Annotated in this window: 16 protein-coding genes; 4 read left to right on the plus strand and 12 right to left on the minus strand. The window is 70.7% G+C overall.

Going from position 1 to position 17667, the window contains the following annotated elements; translation table 11 throughout:
* Window positions 1–51: 51 nt before the first annotated feature.
* From DEJ18_RS09825 to DEJ18_RS09880, 12 genes are all read right to left on the minus strand, one after another.
* On the minus strand, window positions 52–1683 hold the full coding sequence (locus DEJ18_RS09825) for a phospho-sugar mutase (RefSeq protein WP_111210978.1): 1632 nt from the start codon (window positions 1681–1683) through the stop codon (window positions 52–54).
* Window positions 1680–2510, minus strand: a complete 831-nt coding sequence (locus DEJ18_RS09830; RefSeq protein ID WP_111210977.1) for a purine-nucleoside phosphorylase — start codon at window positions 2508–2510, stop codon at window positions 1680–1682. The genes DEJ18_RS09825 and DEJ18_RS09830 overlap by 4 nt, the downstream gene beginning before the upstream one ends.
* 24 nt (window positions 2511–2534) lie before the next feature.
* Window positions 2535–2807 carry a PTS sugar transporter subunit IIB gene (locus tag DEJ18_RS09835; protein WP_111080533.1) on the minus strand — a complete coding sequence of 91 codons (273 nt, stop codon included), beginning with the start codon at window positions 2805–2807 and terminating at the stop codon, window positions 2535–2537.
* The gene (locus tag DEJ18_RS09840) at window positions 2804–3253 is read right to left on the minus strand and encodes a PTS sugar transporter subunit IIA (protein WP_111210976.1); all 450 of its coding nucleotides are present in this window, start codon (window positions 3251–3253) and stop codon (window positions 2804–2806) included. Before DEJ18_RS09840 ends, DEJ18_RS09835 begins: the two co-directional genes overlap by 4 nt.
* Window positions 3254–3257: 4 nt before the next feature.
* Window positions 3258–4370 carry an adenosine deaminase gene (locus DEJ18_RS09845; RefSeq protein ID WP_111080535.1) on the minus strand — a complete coding sequence of 371 codons (1113 nt, stop codon included), beginning with the start codon at window positions 4368–4370 and terminating at the stop codon, window positions 3258–3260.
* Window positions 4371–4492: 122 nt separating this feature from the next.
* Window positions 4493–5779 (minus strand): thymidine phosphorylase, encoded by a 1287-nt coding sequence (locus tag DEJ18_RS09850; protein WP_111210975.1) that lies wholly within the window; start codon window positions 5777–5779, stop codon window positions 4493–4495.
* Between the two features lie 4 nt (window positions 5780–5783).
* A complete protein-coding gene (locus DEJ18_RS09855) occupies window positions 5784–6218 on the minus strand; it encodes a cytidine deaminase (protein ID WP_258376969.1) in 435 nt (144 codons plus the stop codon).
* Window positions 6219–6345: 127 nt separating this feature from the next.
* Window positions 6346–7635: an ABC transporter permease gene (locus DEJ18_RS09860; protein ID WP_181434233.1), complete on the minus strand. Its 1290-nt coding sequence runs from the start codon at window positions 7633–7635 to the stop codon at window positions 6346–6348.
* Window positions 7632–9032, minus strand: a complete 1401-nt coding sequence (locus DEJ18_RS09865; protein WP_258376964.1) for an ABC transporter permease — start codon at window positions 9030–9032, stop codon at window positions 7632–7634. The genes DEJ18_RS09860 and DEJ18_RS09865 overlap by 4 nt, the downstream gene beginning before the upstream one ends.
* A complete protein-coding gene (locus tag DEJ18_RS09870; RefSeq protein WP_111210973.1) occupies window positions 9029–10549 on the minus strand; it encodes an ABC transporter ATP-binding protein in 1521 nt (506 codons plus the stop codon). The genes DEJ18_RS09865 and DEJ18_RS09870 overlap by 4 nt, the downstream gene beginning before the upstream one ends.
* A gap of 93 nt (window positions 10550–10642) precedes the next feature.
* Entirely contained in the window at window positions 10643–11716 is a 1074-nt protein-coding gene (locus DEJ18_RS09875) for a BMP family lipoprotein (protein ID WP_111080539.1), read from the minus strand.
* A 585-nt stretch (window positions 11717–12301) separates the two neighbouring features.
* Window positions 12302–13417, minus strand: a complete 1116-nt coding sequence (locus DEJ18_RS09880) for a mannose-1-phosphate guanylyltransferase (protein WP_111210972.1) — start codon at window positions 13415–13417, stop codon at window positions 12302–12304.
* 215 nt (window positions 13418–13632) lie between these two features.
* Between DEJ18_RS09880 and DEJ18_RS09885 the strand changes: the two genes are divergently transcribed.
* From DEJ18_RS09885 to sdhA, 4 genes are all read left to right on the plus strand, one after another.
* Window positions 13633–14820: a glycosyltransferase family 4 protein gene (locus tag DEJ18_RS09885; protein ID WP_349775047.1), complete on the plus strand. Its 1188-nt coding sequence runs from the start codon at window positions 13633–13635 to the stop codon at window positions 14818–14820.
* A gap of 192 nt (window positions 14821–15012) precedes the next feature.
* Window positions 15013–15357: a succinate dehydrogenase, cytochrome b556 subunit gene (sdhC, locus tag DEJ18_RS09890; protein ID WP_502866268.1), complete on the plus strand. Its 345-nt coding sequence runs from the start codon at window positions 15013–15015 to the stop codon at window positions 15355–15357.
* A 10-nt stretch (window positions 15358–15367) separates the two neighbouring features.
* Entirely contained in the window at window positions 15368–15814 is a 447-nt protein-coding gene (gene sdhD / locus DEJ18_RS09895; protein WP_111080543.1) for a succinate dehydrogenase, hydrophobic membrane anchor protein, read from the plus strand.
* A gap of 58 nt (window positions 15815–15872) precedes the next feature.
* The gene (sdhA, locus tag DEJ18_RS09900) at window positions 15873–17666 is read left to right on the plus strand and encodes a succinate dehydrogenase flavoprotein subunit (RefSeq protein WP_111080544.1); all 1794 of its coding nucleotides are present in this window, start codon (window positions 15873–15875) and stop codon (window positions 17664–17666) included.
* Window position 17667 lies beyond the last annotated feature (1 nt).

Raw genomic sequence — 17667 nt, forward strand, 5'->3', positions numbered from 1 at the left:
ATGCAGTGGTTCGAGCGGGTTCCTGTTCCGCTGTGGCGGGCCGCCCGTGCGCTAGGACACGAGGGGGCGGACCGCCGTCGCCAGGCGGTCGGCCAGCGCAGCAGCCTCGGCGGAGGTGGCCGCCACCGTGTCGATGTAGACCTTCACCTTCGGCTCAGTGCCGCTCGGGCGGACGATGACCCGCGCCCCGCCCTCGAGGTCGAAGCGCAGGATGTCGGACGGCGGGAAGCCCTCGACACCGTCGAGGAAGTCCGTCACCGACGTGATCGCGACCCCACCCAGTTCGGTCGGCGTCGACGAACGCAGCGACGCCATGATCTCGCCGATCCGCGACAGGTCGTCGACCCGCGTCGAGACCTGCCCGGACGAGAACGCCCCGAACCGCTCGGCGAACGCGTCGAGCTGGTCGGCGATGGTCTTGCCGTCGGCGGCGAGTTCAGCCGCGAGGGACAGCAGTTCGAGCGCGGCCGAGATGCCGTCCTTGTCACGGATGACCTGCGGGTCGACGAGGTAGCCGAGCGCTTCCTCGTAGCCGAACAGCAGGTCCGGCACGCGGGAGACCCACTTGAACCCGGTCAGGGTGTCGCGGTACCCGAGGCCGTGCTGCTCCGCGACGCGGGACAGCGCCGGCGAACTGACGATCGACGCGGCGAGCACACCGGTCGTCCCGGCGGCAGCGGCGCGTGTGGCGGCACGCCAGCCGAGCAACCACCCGACCTCGTTGCCGGAGAGTCGACGGTAGGAGCCGGCACCGTCCGGGATCGCGAGTGCCAGCCGGTCGGCGTCCGGGTCGTTCGCGATGACGAGGTCGGCGCCCAGCTCGACCCCGCGAGCGATCGACAGGTCCATCGCCCCCGGCTCCTCCGGGTTCGGGAAGGACACCGTCGGGAAGGCGCCGTCGGGCTCGATCTGCTCGGGCACCACGGCTGGTTCGCGGAAGCCGGCGCGCGCGAAGACGGCGCGTGCGGTCTCCCACCCGACCCCGTGCATGGCCGTGTAGACGACGGACGGCTGCTGGTCGACCGGGAGGCCCGGGGCCGGCACGGTCGCGGCCGTCGCGTCCACGTACGCCTGCACGAGCGAGGCGTCCGCCACGGTGTAGTCCGTGGCCCGTTCGAGGTCGCGGATGTCGCCCGCGGCGACCACGTCGATGGCGGCGGCGATCTCCGCGTCGACCGGCGGCACGATCTGCGAGCCCTGGTCGTCCCCGCCGAGGTACACCTTGTAGCCGTTGTCACGCGGCGGGTTGTGGCTGGCCGTGACCATGACGCCGGCGCCGACGTCGAGGTGCCGGACGGCGAACGCCACGAGCGGTGTCGGCAGGGCCGAGGGCAGCAGCGTCACGTCGAGGCCGAGACCCCGCATGACCTCGGCGGAGTCCCGCGCGAAGACGTCCGAGTTGACGCGGCCGTCGTAGCCGATGACGACGCTGCGGTCACGGCCGGAGTCGATGAGGAACCGCGCGAGCCCGGCCGCTGCCTGCGTGACGACGACGCGGTTCATCCGCAGGGGGCCCGCCCCGAGCTCGGCGCGGAGCCCGGCGGTGCCGAACTGCAGACGTCCGGCGAAGCGGGCGGCGAGTTCGTCGGTGTCCCCGGCGTCGATGAGCTGCTGGAGTTCGGCTCGGGTCTCGTCGTCCGGGTCCTGCGCCGCCCACACCCTGGCGGTGTCGACGACGCTCACAGTGCCGCCACCACGCGGGCGAGGAGGTCGGCGATGACGGGCTCGGCCTGCTTGCCGGCCTCGAGCACCTCGGCGTGGGACAGCGGCGTCTTCTGGATGCCAGCGGCGAGGTTCGTGATGAGCGAGAAGCCCAGGACCTCCATGCCGGCCTGCCGCGCGGCGATGGCCTCGAGCGCGGTCGACATGCCGACGATGTGGCCGCCGATGGCCTTCGCCATCTGGACCTCGGCCGGGGTCTCGTAGTGCGGCCCGCGGAACTGCGTGTAGACGCCGTCGTCGAGAGACGGGTCGACGGTCTTCGCGACCGCACGGAGACGGGCCGAGTACAGGTCCGTCAGGTCGATGAACGTGGCGCCCTCGAGCGGGCTGTCGGCGGTGAGGTTGATGTGGTCGCTGATGAGGACCGGGGTGCCGGGCGTCCAGGTCTCCTTGATGCCGCCGGCACCGTTCGTGAGGACCATGACCGACGCGCCGGTCGCGGCGGCGGTCCGGACGCTGTGGACGACCCGACGGACGCCGTGGCCCTCGTAGTAGTGCGTCCGGGCGCCGATGACGAGCGCGTGGCGACCATCGGCGAGCCGGATCGAGCGGACGGTGCCGGAGTGTCCGGGCACGGCCGACGCGCTGAAGCCGGGGACGTCCGCAGCGGGGATCTCGGACACGGTCTCGCCGAGCAGGTCGGCGGCCTTCCCCCAGCCGGAGCCGAGCGTCAGGGCGACGTCGTGACGCTCGATGCCGGACCGCGACGCGATGACGGCTGCGGCGTCCCGGGCCACATCGAAGGGGTCGACGGCGGGGTCGTTCAGGGGGTTGTCGGTGCTGACCATGCGCCGATCGTACCGGGAGCGGACCTAGCCCAGCGCCTTCTCCACAGCCGCCGTGATCTCGCTCTGGTCGAAGTGGTTCCGGATGACGATGACCTCGGCGTAGGTCGTCCCGATGGCGTCCACGAACTCCTGGCTGGTGAGGATCACGTTGGCGTCGTCGGACACCTGGCGCACGGAGCCGACGTCGGCCGCGACGACCTCGGCCGACAGACCGAGGGCGGCCAGGGCCTTCTCGGCGTTGACCTTGAGGATGGCGCTCGCACCGATGCCGGCACCGCAGATGGTCACGATCTTCACGATGCCGTCACTCCCATGATGGTCCGGACCTCGGCCGCGGTCGTGGCGGCAGCCAGTCGACCGGTGACCGAGGCCTCGTTGAACAGGTTCGCGATCTCGCCGATCGACTCGAGGTGGGTGCCGACCTCGGCGACGGCGAGCCCGAGCACGACCGACACCGGGTCGTTGTGCGGGTGGCCGAACGCCACCGGCGAGGCCAGGGTCACGACCGCCAGGCCGTCCCGCGACACGCTCGACCCCGGTCGTGCGTGCGCGAACGCCAGCCCGGGCGAGATGACGATGTACGGCCCGTGCTCCTCCACCATGGCGGTCATGGCGTCGGTGTACGCCTCGGTGGTGGCTCCCGAGGCCACGAGGGCACCGCCGACCGCCCGCAGCGCGTCACGCCACGATGACGCGGACGCCCCGAGCACGACGGCCGGGTCCGGCAGCGGCGGCAGCCCCATCGGGTCAGGCCTCCGCGTACCCGGCGGTGATGGCGGCGATGATCTCCTCGCGGTCCTCGAGCGGCAGGAACGACCCGAGGGCGGCGTTGATCTGGAAGGCGGCGAGGTCGTCGAGGTCGTAGCCGAACGTGCCGGCGAGGAGCGCCAGCTCCTTCGACAACGTCGTGTTGCTCATCAGGCGGTTGTCGGTGTTGACCGTGACGCGGAAGCCGAGCTGGTAGAGCACGTCGATCGGGTGGTCGGCGAGGTCGTCGCCCCACGCGGCGATCGCCCCGGTCTGCAGGTTCGACGACGGCGAGACCTCGAGCGGGATCTCGCGGTCCCGGACCCATGACGCGACCTCGCCGAGGGTGGCGAGCATCGAACCGTCGCCACCGTCGGTGAGGGTGACGTCCTCGTACACGCGCACGCCGTGGCCCAGGCGGAGCGCACGGCCGTCGACGAGCGCCGAGCGGATGGACGCGAGACCGTCGGCTTCGCCGGCGTGCACCGTGACGGGGAACAGCTCGGAGGCGAGGTGGTCGAAGGCCGCGCGGTGCTTGGAGGCGGGGAACCCGGCCTCGGCACCGGCGATGTCGAACCCGACGACCCCACGGTCGCGGTGCCGGACGGCCAGTTCGGCGATCTCCATCGACCGGTCGGCGTGCCGCATCGCGGTGACGAGCTGGCCGATGCGGATCGAGCCGCCGGCGGCGTCGACCGCTTCCTCGATGCCGGCCTGCACCGCCTCCACCGTCTCGTCGAGGGTCAGCCCACGCTGCAGGTGCTGCTCGGGCGCCCAGCGGATCTCGCCGTAGACGACGCCGTCCGCGACGAGGTCCTCGACGAACTCGCGGGCGACACGGGTCAGGCCCGCGGCGGTCTGCATGACGGCGGTGGTGACGTCGAAGGTCTTCAGGTACTCGACGAGGGAGCCGGAGTTCGCCTGGTCGGCGAACCAGGTGGCGAGCTCGGCCGGGTCCGTGGTCGGCAGGTCGACCCCGTCGGTCTCCGCCAGCTCGATGATCGTCGCCGGGCGGAGTCCGCCGTCGAGGTGGTCGTGCAGCGAGACCTTGGGCAGGTCGTTGATGACCGCTCCGGCGTCGGGCAGGCGGTGGATGGTGGCGGCGTCGCTCATCCGCCCAGGCTATCGGTGGTCGCCCCGTCGGCGCAGTGTCCGGTGCACAAGACGAGCCGCGACGGACTGGAGGCTCCCCACACGTCGTGCGGGGAGCCTTCGGTCGGGTGGGTGTCCAGCCGCTACTGGATCCGCTCGCGCACGATCGGACCGCGCTCCGGCGCGGAGTCACCGATCGACCAGGCACCCTCGAGCGACTCCAGGGCACGCTCGAACCGGGCGGGCTCGTCGGTGTGCAGCGTCCACAGGGGCTGCCCGGCAGTGACGGAGTCGCCCGGCTTGACGTGCAGTTCGATGCCGGCGCCGGCCTGCACCGGGTCCTGGGCACGGGCGCGACCGGCACCGAGGCGCCAGGCCGCGATGCCGAAGGGCAGGGCCTCCTGCGTGGCGAGCACGCCGGACCCGGTCGCGGTGACGACGTGGGTCTCCGCCGCGACGGGCAGCGTGGCGGCGGCGTCGCCGCCCTGGGCCTCGATCATCCGCCGCCAGGTGTCCATGGCTCGCCCGTCGGCGAGGGCCGCGGCGGGGTCGGCGTCCTGGACCCCGGCCAGGCGCAGCATCTCCTCGGCGAGCGAGACGGTGAGCTCGACGACGTCGGCGGGGCCACCACCGGCGAGGACCTCGACGGACTCGCGGACCTCGAGGGCGTTGCCGATCGTGAGGCCGAGCGGGACCTCCATGTCGGTGAGGAGCGCCGAGGTGGCGACGCCCGCGTCCTTGCCGAGGTCGACCATCGTCTGGGCGAGGAGCTTCGACTGCTCGAAGTCGGCCATGAACGCGCCGGAGCCGAACTTCACGTCGAGGACGAGCGCGGCCGTGCCCTCGGCGATCTTCTTCGACATGATGCTCGAGGCGATGAGCGGGATGCACTCGACCGTGCCGGTGATGTCCCGCAGGGCGTAGAGCTTCTTGTCGGCGGGCGCCAGCCCCGAGCCGGCAGCGCAGATGACGGCGCCGACCTGGTCGAGGATCTCGGTCATCCGCTCGTTCGAGACCGCGGCCTGCCAGCCGGGGATCGACTCGAGCTTGTCGAGCGTGCCCCCGGTGTGGCCGAGGCCGCGACCGGAGAGCTGCGGCACGGCGACGCCGAACGTGGCGACGAGGGGCGCGAGCGGCAGCGTGATCTTGTCGCCGACGCCACCGGTGGAGTGCTTGTCGACGGTGGTCTTGCCGAGCGAGCCGAACGACATCCGCTCGCCCGATGCGATCATCGCGAGCGTCAGGTCCTTGATCTCCCGACGCTCCATGCCGTTGAGGAAGATCGCCATCGCGAGCGCGGCCATCTGCTCGTCACCGACGTAGCCGCGCGTGTACGCGTCGACGAGCCAGTCGATCTCGGCGGTGCTCAGGGCGTCGCCGGATCGCTTCGTGCGGATGAGGTCGACGGTGTCGAAGGGCTCGACGGCCATGTGATCAGTGCTCCTGCTGGTAGGTGGCGAGGGTGCGCGGCCCGAAGGCATCCGGCAGGACCTCGTCGATGGTGCGGATGCCCGAGACGGTCTCGAGGAGCATGCCCTCGGTGGAGTGCTCGAACAGCAGCTGACGGCAGCGGCCGCACGGCATGAGGGCGGCGCCGTCGCCGTCGACGCAGGTGAACGCGACGAGCTTGCCGCCACCGGTCATGAACAGCTGCGACACGAGCGAGCACTCGGCGCAGAGGGTCACGCCGTACGACGCGTTCTCGACGTTGCAGCCGGAGACGATCCGGCCGTCGTCGGTGAGCGCCGCAGCACCCACCGGGAACGACGAGTACGGCACGTAGGCGCGACCCATCGCGGTCGTGGCGGCTTCGCGGAGCGCGTCCCAGTCGACGTCGACGTCCCCGTCCGTCGCGGTGCTCCCGTCGATGGGTGCGTCCGGGTCGGACGGGAGGGCCGTGGCCGGGTCCGTCCAGATCGGCTCCCCCGTCGCGGGGTCGGTGCCCACGCCGTCGTCTCCCGCAGCGTTCGTGTCGGTCATGTGCCGAGCCTCCCGGCTAGTTCTTGATGTACGGCTTGCCGGCGGCCGCCGGTCCCCGCGACTGGCCGACCAGGCCGGCCACCGCGAAGATCGTGACGACGTAGGGCAGCATGAGCAGGAACTCGCTCGGCACGGGCGAGTTGATGGCGCCGAGCGTGTTCTGCAGGTTCGACGCGAAGCCGAACAGCAGCGCCGCGAGCGTGGCCCGGATCGGGTCCCACCGGCCGAAGATCACGGCGGCCAGCGCGATGTAGCCCGCGCCGTCGGTCATGTCCTTCGTGAACGGCCCGACCGCGTCGAGCGTGAAGTACGCACCACCCAGGCCCGCGATCGCACCGGCGAGCGAGACGTTCCAGAACCGCGTGCCGGTGACGTTGATCCCGACGGTGTCGGCCGCTTCCGGGTGCTCGCCGACCGCACGGAGGCGCAGGCCCCAGCGGGTCTTGAAGAGCGCGAAGGTCACGACGGCGACCGCGATGTACGCCAGGTACACGATCACGGTCTGTTCGAACAGCACCGGTCCGATCACCGGGATCTGGTGCAGGACCGGGATCTCGAAGCGCGGGAAGGTGATGCCGACGTTGAGGCGCTCCTCGTCCGGCGAGAGCACCTGCGAGTACAGGAAGCCGGTGAGGCCGGAGATGAAGGCGTTGATGACGACGCCGACGATGACCTGGTCGACGAGGTACTTGATGCTGAACGCCGCGAGGACGAACGACACGAGCACACCCGCGACGAGGGCGCCGACGAGACCGACCCAGGCGGACCCGGTGATCGAGGCGATCAGGGCGGACGTGAACGCACCGGCGAGGAACTGGCCCTCGATCGCGATGTTGACCACACCGACCCGCTCCGAGATGACGCCGCCGAGCGCACCGAACACGAGCGGGACGCTGAGGCCGATCGCGCCGACCAGCAGGCCGGGCAGCGGGATCGTCTTGTCGGAGGCCGCCCAGGTGAGGAACCCGACGACGAACACGACCGCGAAGGCGCTCGTCAACCACAGCGGCACGGGCCGGAACCGGCCGACCAGCACGAACGACGCCGCCGTGGCGAGGGACAGGAGCACGACGACGACCACACCGGTCGGGAGGGCGGGCAGGCCGACGTCCGGCAGCTGCACGAAGTCGCCGGGGTTGGCGAGGCGGAACGTCGTCGTCCCGCCTCGGCCGACGCCGAGGAACAGGACGGCGGCGAGCACCGTGAAGACGACGAAGGCGACGGGTGCCTTCCAGCTCCTGGTGGTCTCGACCGGACGGTCGGCGACGGACGCGGTCGGGTCCGCGGTGGGGCTGATGGTGCTCACGCGGCGACCGCCTTCCGCTTGGTGCTGTGCTTGGTGCGACGGCGGGCGCCCGGCTGCGGGATCCGGAAGATCGCGCGGACGAGCGGCGGGGCCGCGATGAACAGGACGATGAGGGCCTGGATGACATCGACGATGTCGATCGGGATACCGCCCGCGGCCTGCATGGCGTACCCGCCGTTCTTCAGCACGCCGAACAGGATCGCCGCCCAGAAGGTACCCCAGGGCTTCGAGCGACCGAGGAGCGCGACCGTGATGGCGTCGAAGCCGATGCCGGCGTCGATGCCCGACGTGAAGCCGGTCGTGACGGCGCCCTCCACCTGGTAGGCGCCCGCGATGCCGATGAGCCCACCGGAGATCACGAGCACCCAGATGGTGAGGCTCGGCACGCTCATCCCGGCGACCCGTGCGGCGCGGGGGTTCTCGCCGATCGTCCGGAAGCGGAAGCCGAGCGAGGACTTGTTGAGGAGCCACCAGACGACGACCACGGCGAGGATCGCGACGATGAAGCCGACGTTGATGCCGAAGCGCGGTCCGAAGAGCGCCGGCAGCAGGGCGCTGTCCTTCGTCGCCGGGGAGATCGGGTTCGGGCTCCCACCGGCCTGCAGCAGCCCGGGAGTGCGGAGCATGAAGGAGAGCAGGTACAGGGCGACGTAGTTGAGCATGATCGTCAGGACGACCTCGTTGGCACCGGTCCGGGCCTTGAGGACGCCGACGATGCCGGCCCAGACCGCTCCGCCGACGATGCCGGCGAGGATCGTGAGCGGGATGTGCACCGCTGCCGGCAGGTCGAACGAGAAGCCGACCCAGCCCGCTGCCGCGGCGGCGATGAGGACCTGCCCCTGGCCGCCGATGTTGAACAGGCCGGCGCGGAACGCCACGGCGACGCCGAGACCGGCGACCACCAGCGGCACCGCGTAGTCGACGGACCGGGTGATCGGGGTGATCGCACTCGCGAACGACGGGGCGCCGAAGTTGACGACCGATCCCTGGAAGAGCGACGAGTACGAGCCGCCGACCGCAGTGCCGATCGCGCGCAGCATGTCGGTCGGGCGGGCGAAGAAGTACCCGGCCGCGGCCTGGACGTCCTTGTCGGTCAGGGCGATGAGGACGCCGCTCGCGACGAGGGCGAGGACGACGGCGAGCACGGTGGTGAGGACGGAGCCGTTGACGATGCTGCGCATCGCGTCGCTCCAGCGGCCGTCGCCGCCCTCGCGGCGCTCGCTGTCGGCCGCCGAGTCGGTCATCAGGTGCGGGGGGCCGGCGACCTCCTGCAGGCGGTCGTCGACGGCCGGTACGGCGGCGGAGTCGGTCGGGAGGCCCGTGGTCGCGTCGACGGGGGGCGTGCTGCGGTCCGACGGCGGGGTGGCGCCGCCGTGCTCCGGCGTGGTGTCGCTCACGCGGCGAGCTCCGTTCCTGCGGGCAGTTCGCCCGCCATCATGAGTCCGAGGACGTCCCGGGGGGTGGACGCCGGGACGATCCCGACGATGGCGCCGCGGTACATCACGGCGATCCGGTCGGCGAGCGCGACGACCTCGTCGAGCTCGGTGGAGACGACGATCACCGGGACGCCGCTGTCACGGGTCTCGACGATGCGCTTGTGCACGAACTCGATCGAGCCGACGTCGATGCCGCGCGTGGGCTGCGCGGCCACGAAGAGCCGAAGGGGCCGGCTCAGCTCGCGGGCGAGGACGATCTTCTGCTGGTTGCCGCCGGAGAGCCGCCCGGCGGCCGTGGTCCGTCCGGGCGTGCGGATGTCGAACTCGGCGATCTTCTCGTCGGCGAAGGTGTCACGCTCGGCGGCGCGGATGGTGCCGACGCGGACGAACTCGGCGGCATCGGCACGGTCGAGCATGAGGTTCTCGGCGATCGTGAACTCCCCGACCAGCCCGTCCTCCTTGCGGTCCTCGGGCACGAAGCCGACACCCGCGTCGAGGATCTGCTTGACACTGCGGCCGGTGACCTCGCGACCGTCGAGCGTGATGCGGCCGGAGCGGACCGGCTCGAGGCCCATGATCGCCTCGGTGAGCTCGGTCTGGCCGTTGCCCTGCACGCCGGCGATGGCGAGCACCTCACCGCGACGGACCGTGAAGGACACGTCGTCCACGAGCACGATGCCGTCCGCGTCGGTGACCGTCAGGTCCTCGACGACCAGCGCGGCCTCCCCCGGGGTCGCCGGCGCCTTGTCGACGACGAGTTCGACGCTGCGACCGACCATGAGCGCGGCCAGCTCGCTGTTCGACGCGGTCGGCGATGCCTCTCCGACGACCTTGCCGAGGCGGATGACGGTGATGCGGTCGGCGACCTCGCGCACCTCACGGAGCTTGTGCGTGATGAAGACGATGGCGGTGCCGGCTTCGCGGAGCTGGCGCATGATGCCCATCAGCTCGTCGGTCTCCTGCGGGGTGAGGACGGCCGTCGGCTCGTCGAACACCAGGACCGAGGCGTCACGGGACAGCGCCTTGATGATCTCGACGCGCTGCTGCACACCGACCGGCAGGTCACCGACCCGCGCGTCGGGGTCGACGTCGAAGCCGAACCGCGCGGAGATCTCGCGCACGCGCTTGCGGGCGCCGGCGAGGTCGAGACGCCCGCCGAACGCCGTCTCCTCCTGCCCGAGCATGACGTTCTCGGCGACGGTGAAGACCGGGACGAGCATGAAGTGCTGGTGCACCATGCCGATGCCGGAGCGCATGGCGTCGCCGGGCCCGTCGAAGTGCTGGACGACGTCGTCGAGCAGGATCTCGCCCTCGTCGGCCTGGTACATGCCGTAGAGGACGTTCATGAGGGTCGACTTGCCCGCACCGTTCTCGCCGAGGAGACAGTGCACCTCGCCCGGTTCCACGGTGATCGAGATGTGGTCGTTGGCGACCAGGGTGCCGAACCGCTTCGTGATGCCGCGGAGTTCGAGCTTCATGTCGGAGAGTCTATTTCTGTCTCGGGTGCGCGACGGTCTCCGTGCGCGCGAGAACGCGGGCGGAGGAGTGCTCCCCCGCCCGCGTTCGACGGACTACTTGACGGTGGCCTCGGTCTCGACCTCGATCGAGCCGTCGATGATGCCGGCCTTGATCTCGTCGAGCTCACCCTGCAGACCCGAGTCGACCTTGGACTCGTAGTCGTGGAACGGCGCGATGCCGACGCCGTCGTTCTCGAGCGTGCCGACGTACGGGGTCTTCGCGAAGTCGCCCTTGGCGGCCTGCTCGACGACGTCCTTGACGGCGGGCTTCATGCCCTTCTCGATCGAGGTGAAGGCGATGTCCTTGTAGCGGGGGTCGGCCTCGTAGAGGTCGCTGTCCGCGCCGATCAGGACCGAACCGTTGCCGGCGTCCTTGATCGCCTCGGCGGCGCTCTGGTAGATCGGCCCGCCGACCGGCAGGATCACGTCGGCGTCCTGGTCGAGCAGCGACTGCGCGACCGACTTCGCCTGGGTGCCGGCCTCGAAGCCGCCGGTGAAGGAGCCCTTCTGGCTCGCGACGTCCCAGCCGACGACCTTGACGTCCTTCTTCTTCTGCTCGTTGTAGTACTCGACGCCGTCCGCGAAGCCGTCCATGAAGATGGTGACGGTCGGGATCTGCATGCCACCGAAGGTGCCGACGACGCCGGACTTCGAGTAGGACGCGGCCGCGTAGCCGGCGAGGAAGGCGGCCTGCGAGGTGTCGAAGGTGATCGGCTTGACGTTCTCGGCGTCGATCGAGTTGTCGTCGATGATCGCGAAGTCGGTGTCCGGGTTGGCCTCGGCCTGCTTCTTCGTCGAGGCGGCGAGGTTGAACCCGACCGTGACGACGAGGTTGCAGTTCTGGCTGACGAGCTGCTGGATGTTCGAGTCGTAGACGGTGGCGTCCTTGGACTCGGCCTTCTTGTACTGGGCGCCGATCTCGTCCGCGGCCGAGACCATGCCCTCGTAGCCGAGCTGGTTGAACGACTTGTCGTCGAATCCACCGGCGTCGGACACCATGCAGGGCAGGAAGTCGGACTTCTTGGACGAGCTGGACTCGGACGGGGCGGACGCACAGCCGGCGAGCACGGCGACGGTGCCGACGAGCGCGAGGCCGCTCATGGCGATGCGACGGGAACGAGATGACACGGGGGTTCCTCCGGGGAGATCGGGAGTCGGCCCGGAGTCACTGCGCACCGGGCGATCGTGAGGACAGTACACGACCGGCCGGGCGGTGCAGGACCCCTCCGGACGCCCTCCGGCATCGGTTACGTGATCGCGACCGCGTCGTAACGCGCCGGAAACGCGATGGTCCGCCCGTGACCCCAGTTCGCGGGGTTTCGTGATGGAGCGCTACAGCCGGGCCCCGGCCTGGAGGATCGCGCAGGCATCCCGCACATCCACCCGTCCAACGCGTGGTTCAGGAGTCAAAGTCGGCGAGCACTCCTGCGAGCTTGCCACGGTCCTCCGCTTCGATGAGGCCAGCCTCGCGGAACCGATCGGCGTAGGCACCGGAGAAGTCCTGTGGCCCCGTGGCCACCGCTCCGAGCGCTTGCCGGCCTGCCCACGCAGCACGCTGTCGGCGGTACGCAGCGCACGGCGCAGTGCGGATGCGTCCCCCGCGTCGTACTCGATGTCCGCCATGCTCGCTCCCCCGCTCGCAGTTGCCCCGAGACGACGACACCGCCGCTCCCCCGTCCGGTCGACCCACCCCGCGCCACCGAACCGTGCTCGTCAGAGCACGTCGTCCCGCCCGCTGATCTTCAGCGCGTCCACCACGCCCTTGACCCGCTGAGCGTTCGCGCTGGTGGTCACGAGCAGCGCGTCCGGGGTGTCGACGACGACGATGTCGTCCACCCCGATGAGCGAGATCAGCCGGTTGCTCTGCGACACGACGATGCCGCTGGCGGAGTCGGCCAGGATGCGCGCGTTGTCGCCGAGCACGGCCAGGTTGTTCTTCCGCCCGCCGGACTGCAGCTTCGCGAGCGAGGCGAAGTCGCCCACGTCGTCCCAGTCGAAGTCACCGGGGACGACCGCCATCCGACCGGCCGCGGCGGCCGGCTCGGCGACCGTGTAGTCGATGGCGATCTTCTTCAGGCCCGGCCAGATGCGGTCGACGACGGCACCGCGCGCGGGGGTGTCCCAGGCGGCGGCGAGTTCCTCGATGCCGGCGAGCAGGTCCGGCTCTGTCCGCCCGATCTCGGCGAGGAGCACGTCGGCGCGGCTGATGAACATGCCGGCGTTCCAGAGGTACGACCCGCTCGCGACGTACTTCTGGGCGGTCTTCAGGTTCGGCTTCTCGACGAAGGACCGGACGGCGTGTGCGGTCGTCGCCCCCTCGGCGCCGAGGGACTCGTCGGCGGCGTGGATGTACCCGAAGCCGATCGCGGGCTCGGAGGGGGTGATGCCGATCGTGGTGATGTACCCGGCACGGGCGGCGGCGACGGCTTCGCGCACGGACCGGCGGAAGCCGCGTGCGTCCCCGATCACGTGGTCGGCGGCGAAGGAGCCGATGACGACGTCCGGCTCACGTCGGTGCAGGATCGCTGCGGCGAGCCCGATCGCCGCGGTGGAGTCCTTCGGCTCGCTCTCGAGCACGATGTTGTGGTCCTCGACGCCGGGCAGCTGCGACTCGACCGCGACCCGGTGGGCCCGACCGGTGACCACCATGATCCGGTCCGGGCCGGCGAGCGGCGCCAGGCGGTCCCAGGTCTGTCGGAGCAACGACGAGCCGGAGCCGGTCAGGTCGTGCAGGAACTTGGGGGCGTCGGCGCGCGAGAGCGGCCACAGGCGCGAGCCGATCCCGCCGGCCGGGATGATCGCGTAGAAGTCGTCGAGTGCGTCCGTCACGCGCCCACCGTACCGGCGTGCCGGGGAAGCAGCTGGACACGGCCTGGACACGTCGTCGACCGCTCCGGCGGAGCGCGCACGCTCTGTTCACCCCTCGCGTGCGCCACGTTCACGTTGCGCCCCCCGCTCGTCCACGCGACGGCGTGAACATGGGCCGTGCCATGAACGCACGCAGCGTGGAGCGAGGCACCGAGTCCCCCCGGACCGTCGCCGTCGTGACCGAGAGCTTCCTGCCCACCCTCAACGGCGTCACCACGAGCGTCCTCGCGGTGCTCGAACACCTCCGTCGCCGCGGTCACCGCGCCGTGGTCATCGCCCCCGACACGCCGGGGATCGCCGCCTGGCGGTCGCGCTCCGAGCAGGAGCGACACCTGGGCTTCGACGTGCACCGGATCCCCGCGGTCGCGTACCGGCAGTTCCCCGTCGCGCTCCCCCACCCGGTGCTCGACACGATCCTCGCCGCCTCCGGCGCCGACGTGCTCCACGCGGCCAGTCCGTTCCTGCTGGGCGGTCGTGCGATCACGGCGGCCGGGAGGCTCGGCATCCCCTCCGTCGCCGTGTTCCAGACCGACGTGGCCGGGTTCGCCCGCCGGAACGGCCTGTCCGCCGCAGCCCCGCTGGTGCGGCGGGTCCTTGGGCGCATCCACGCCGGCGCCTCGCTGACGCTCGCACCGTCGTCCGCGACGGCGGCGATGCTCGCCGACGAGGGCGTACCACGCGTCGCCCGGTGGGGTCGCGGCGTCGACACGGCGCTGTTCCACCCGGCTCGCCGCTCGTCGGCGCACGTCCGTGCGATGCGACGCAGGATCGCGCCGCGGGGCGAGACCATCGTCGGCTACGTGGGTCGGCTGGCACCGGAGAAGGAGGTCGAGCGGCTCGCCGAACTCGGCGGCGTGCCGGGCCTCCGGGTCGTGGTCGCAGGAGGGGGGCCCTCCCGGCAGTTCCTCGAGCGTCGACTCCGCCACCTGGACGTGACCTTCACCGGCCCGCTCCGGGGTGACGACCTGGCGGACGCGTACGCGATGCTCGACGTCTTCGTCCACACGGGTGCCGCGGAGACCTTCGGACAGACCCTGCAGGAGGCCCACGCGGCCGGCCTGCCGGTCGTGGCCCCGGCTTCCGGCGGGCCGCTCGACCTCGTCGCGCCGGGCCTCGACGGCGAGCTCTACGACCCCGACGCCCCGCTGGCCCTGCGGGCCGCCGTCGCCCGCCTGCACGCGGACCGGGCGCTCGCCGAACGGATGGGGTCCGCCGGTCGCCTCCGGGTCGAGGGGACCACGTGGGAAGCGGTCGGCGACGAACTCCTCGCGCACCACGAGACGGCCCGCACGATCGGCGCTCCCCCGGCCCCCACGCGCACCGCCCGGACCGGGTGGAACGAGAAGGTCGGTGCTCGGACGTAGGATGGACGTGTTCCACACGAACACGACGGCAACGGCGCGCCGATCGGTGCGCCGGCCCTACGGGAAGGCGAGCTCATGGCCGAGCAGACCGCAGGCGGGACGGCGACAGCCGCACCGCAGGTGACCATCGACGGCACGTCGATCGATGCACCTCGGACGCGTGTCCCGCAGGGAACGCTGTACCGGGGATCGATGGGGATGTGGTCCTGGGTCCTGCACCGGATCACCGGTGTCGCGATCTACTTCTTCCTGCTCGTGCACATCCTCGACACGGCACTGGTCCGGCTCTCGCCCGAGGCCTACAACGCCGTGATCGGCACGTACAAGACGCCGCTGATGAACCTCGGCGAGATCGCCCTCGTCGGCGCCATCGTGTTCCACGCGTTCAACGGGTTGCGGATCATCCTCATCGACTTCTGGTCGAAGGGTCCGAAGTACCAGCGGGCGATGTTCTGGGTCGTCCTCGTGCTCTGGGCCGTGGCGATCGCGGGCTTCCTGCCGCGTCAGCTCATGAACCTCGTCGCCGACTTCAACTGAGGGGTCCGTCATGACCACCGAGACCATCGCACCGCCCCGCAGCGCGGACGCTGCCCGCCGTACCACCAACTGGGAGAAGTGGGGCTGGATCTACATGCGCGCGTCGGGCGTCCTGCTCGTCGTGCTCATCTTCGGCCACCTCTTCGTCAACATGGTCGCCGGCGAGGGCGTCAAGCAGATCGACTTCGCTTTCGTCGCCGGCAAGTGGGCGAGCCCGTTCTGGCGGATCTGGGACACCGCGATGCTCTGGCTCGCGCTGATCCACGGCTCGAACGGCATGCGCACGATCATCAACGACTACGTGGCCAAGCCCGGCGTCCGCAAGACCCTGCTCGGCGCCGTGCTCGTCGCCTGCGTGCTGCTGATCGTCCTCGGCACGCTCGTGTGCTGGACCTTCGACCCGTGCCCCGCTGGCGCCGCCGCCGCGGACCTGCCGTCGTTCTGCCCGGCGCAGTAGCGACGCACCGCACACGCCGTCCGGCCCGCACGCTCCACCTCCTGATCGAAAGACCCCTGTGACCGACATCACCGTCCACCACCACCAGTACGACATCGTCATCATCGGCGCGGGAGGCGCCGGCATGCGCGCCGCCATCGAGGCCGGACCGAAGGCGAAGACCGCGGTCATCTCGAAGCTCTACCCCACCCGCTCCCACACGGGTGCGGCGCAGGGCGGCATGGCGGCAGCGCTCGCGAACGTCGAAGAGGACTCGTGGGAGTGGCACACCTTTGACACGATCAAGGGCGGTGACTACCTGGTCGACCAGGACGCCGCTGAGATCCTGGCGAAGGAGGCGATCGATGCGGTCATCGACCTCGAGAACATGGGCCTGCCGTTCAACCGCACGCCCGAGGGCAAGATCGACCAACGACGCTTCGGCGGCCACACGCGCGACCACGGCAAGGCCCCGGTCCGGCGGGCCTGCTACGCCGCCGACCGCACCGGGCACATGATCCTGCAGACGCTCTTCCAGAACTGCGTGAAGCTCGGCGTCGAGTTCCACAACGAGTTCTACGCGCTCGACCTCATCATGGTCGACGTCGTCGGCGACGACGGGGTGAGCCGCAAGCAGCCCGCCGGCGTCGTCGCCTTCGAGCTCTCGACCGGGGAACTGCACGTGTTCCACGCGAAGGCGATGATCTTCGCGACGGGCGGCTTCGGCAAGATGTTCAAGACCACCTCGAACGCGCACACGCTCACCGGCGACGGCGTCGGCATCGTGTGGCGGACCGGTCTGCCGCTCGAGGACATGGAGTTCTTCCAGTTCCACCCGACCGGCCTGGCCGGACTCGGCATCCTCCTCACCGAGGGTGCTCGCGGCGAGGGTGCGATCCTCCGCAACGCCTCTGGTGAGCGGTTCATGGAGCGCTACGCCCCGACCATCAAGGACCTCGCGCCCCGCGACATCGTGGCCCGGTGCATGGTGCAGGAGGTCGCGGAGGGCCGCGGTGCCGGCCCGAACAAGGACTACGTGCTGCTCGACTGCACGCACCTCGGTGCCGAGGTCCTCGAGACGAAGCTGCCGGACATCACCGAGTTCGCCCGCACCTACCTCGGGGTGGACCCCGTGGTCGAACCGGTCCCGGTGATGCCGACCGCGCACTACGCCATGGGCGGGATCCCGACGAACGTCAAGGCCGAGGTCCTCTCCGACAACACCACGGTCGTGCCCGGGCTCTACGCCGCCGGTGAGTGCGCCTGCGTCTCGGTGCACGGGTCGAACCGCCTCGGCACGAACTCGCTCCTCGACATCAACGTCTTCGGCAAGCGCTCGGGCAACAACGCCGCCGAGTACGTCCAGACCGCGGAGTTCCTGCCGCTGCCCGAGGACCCCGCGGCGAACGTGCGGGGCATGCTCGAGCAGCTCCGGGCCTCGACGGGGACGGAGCGGGTCTCGGTGCTCCGCAAGGAGCTGCAGGAGGAGATGGACAAGAACGCGCAGGTGTTCCGGACCGACGAGTCCCTCGCCCGCGTGACCGAGACGATCCACACCCTGCGCAACCGGTTCATGCAGGTGTCCGTTCAGGACAAGGGCAAGCGGTTCAACACCGACCTGCTCGAGGCCGTCGAGCTCGGCTTCCTGCTCGACCTGGCCGAGGTCGTCGTCTACTCCGCGCGGAACCGCAAGGAGTCCCGCGGCGGACACATGCGCGACGACTACCCGAAGCGCGACGACGAGAACTACATGCAGCACACCATGGCGTACCTGACGGGTGATCCGCACTCGTCACTCGCCGACGACCACATCACGCTCGACTGGAAGCCCGTCGTCATGACGCGCTACGAGCCGATGGAGAGGAAGTACTGAG

Origin of the sequence: Curtobacterium sp. MCSS17_015, assembly GCF_003234265.2 — a bacterium.
GTDB lineage: Bacteria > Actinomycetota > Actinomycetes > Actinomycetales > Microbacteriaceae > Curtobacterium.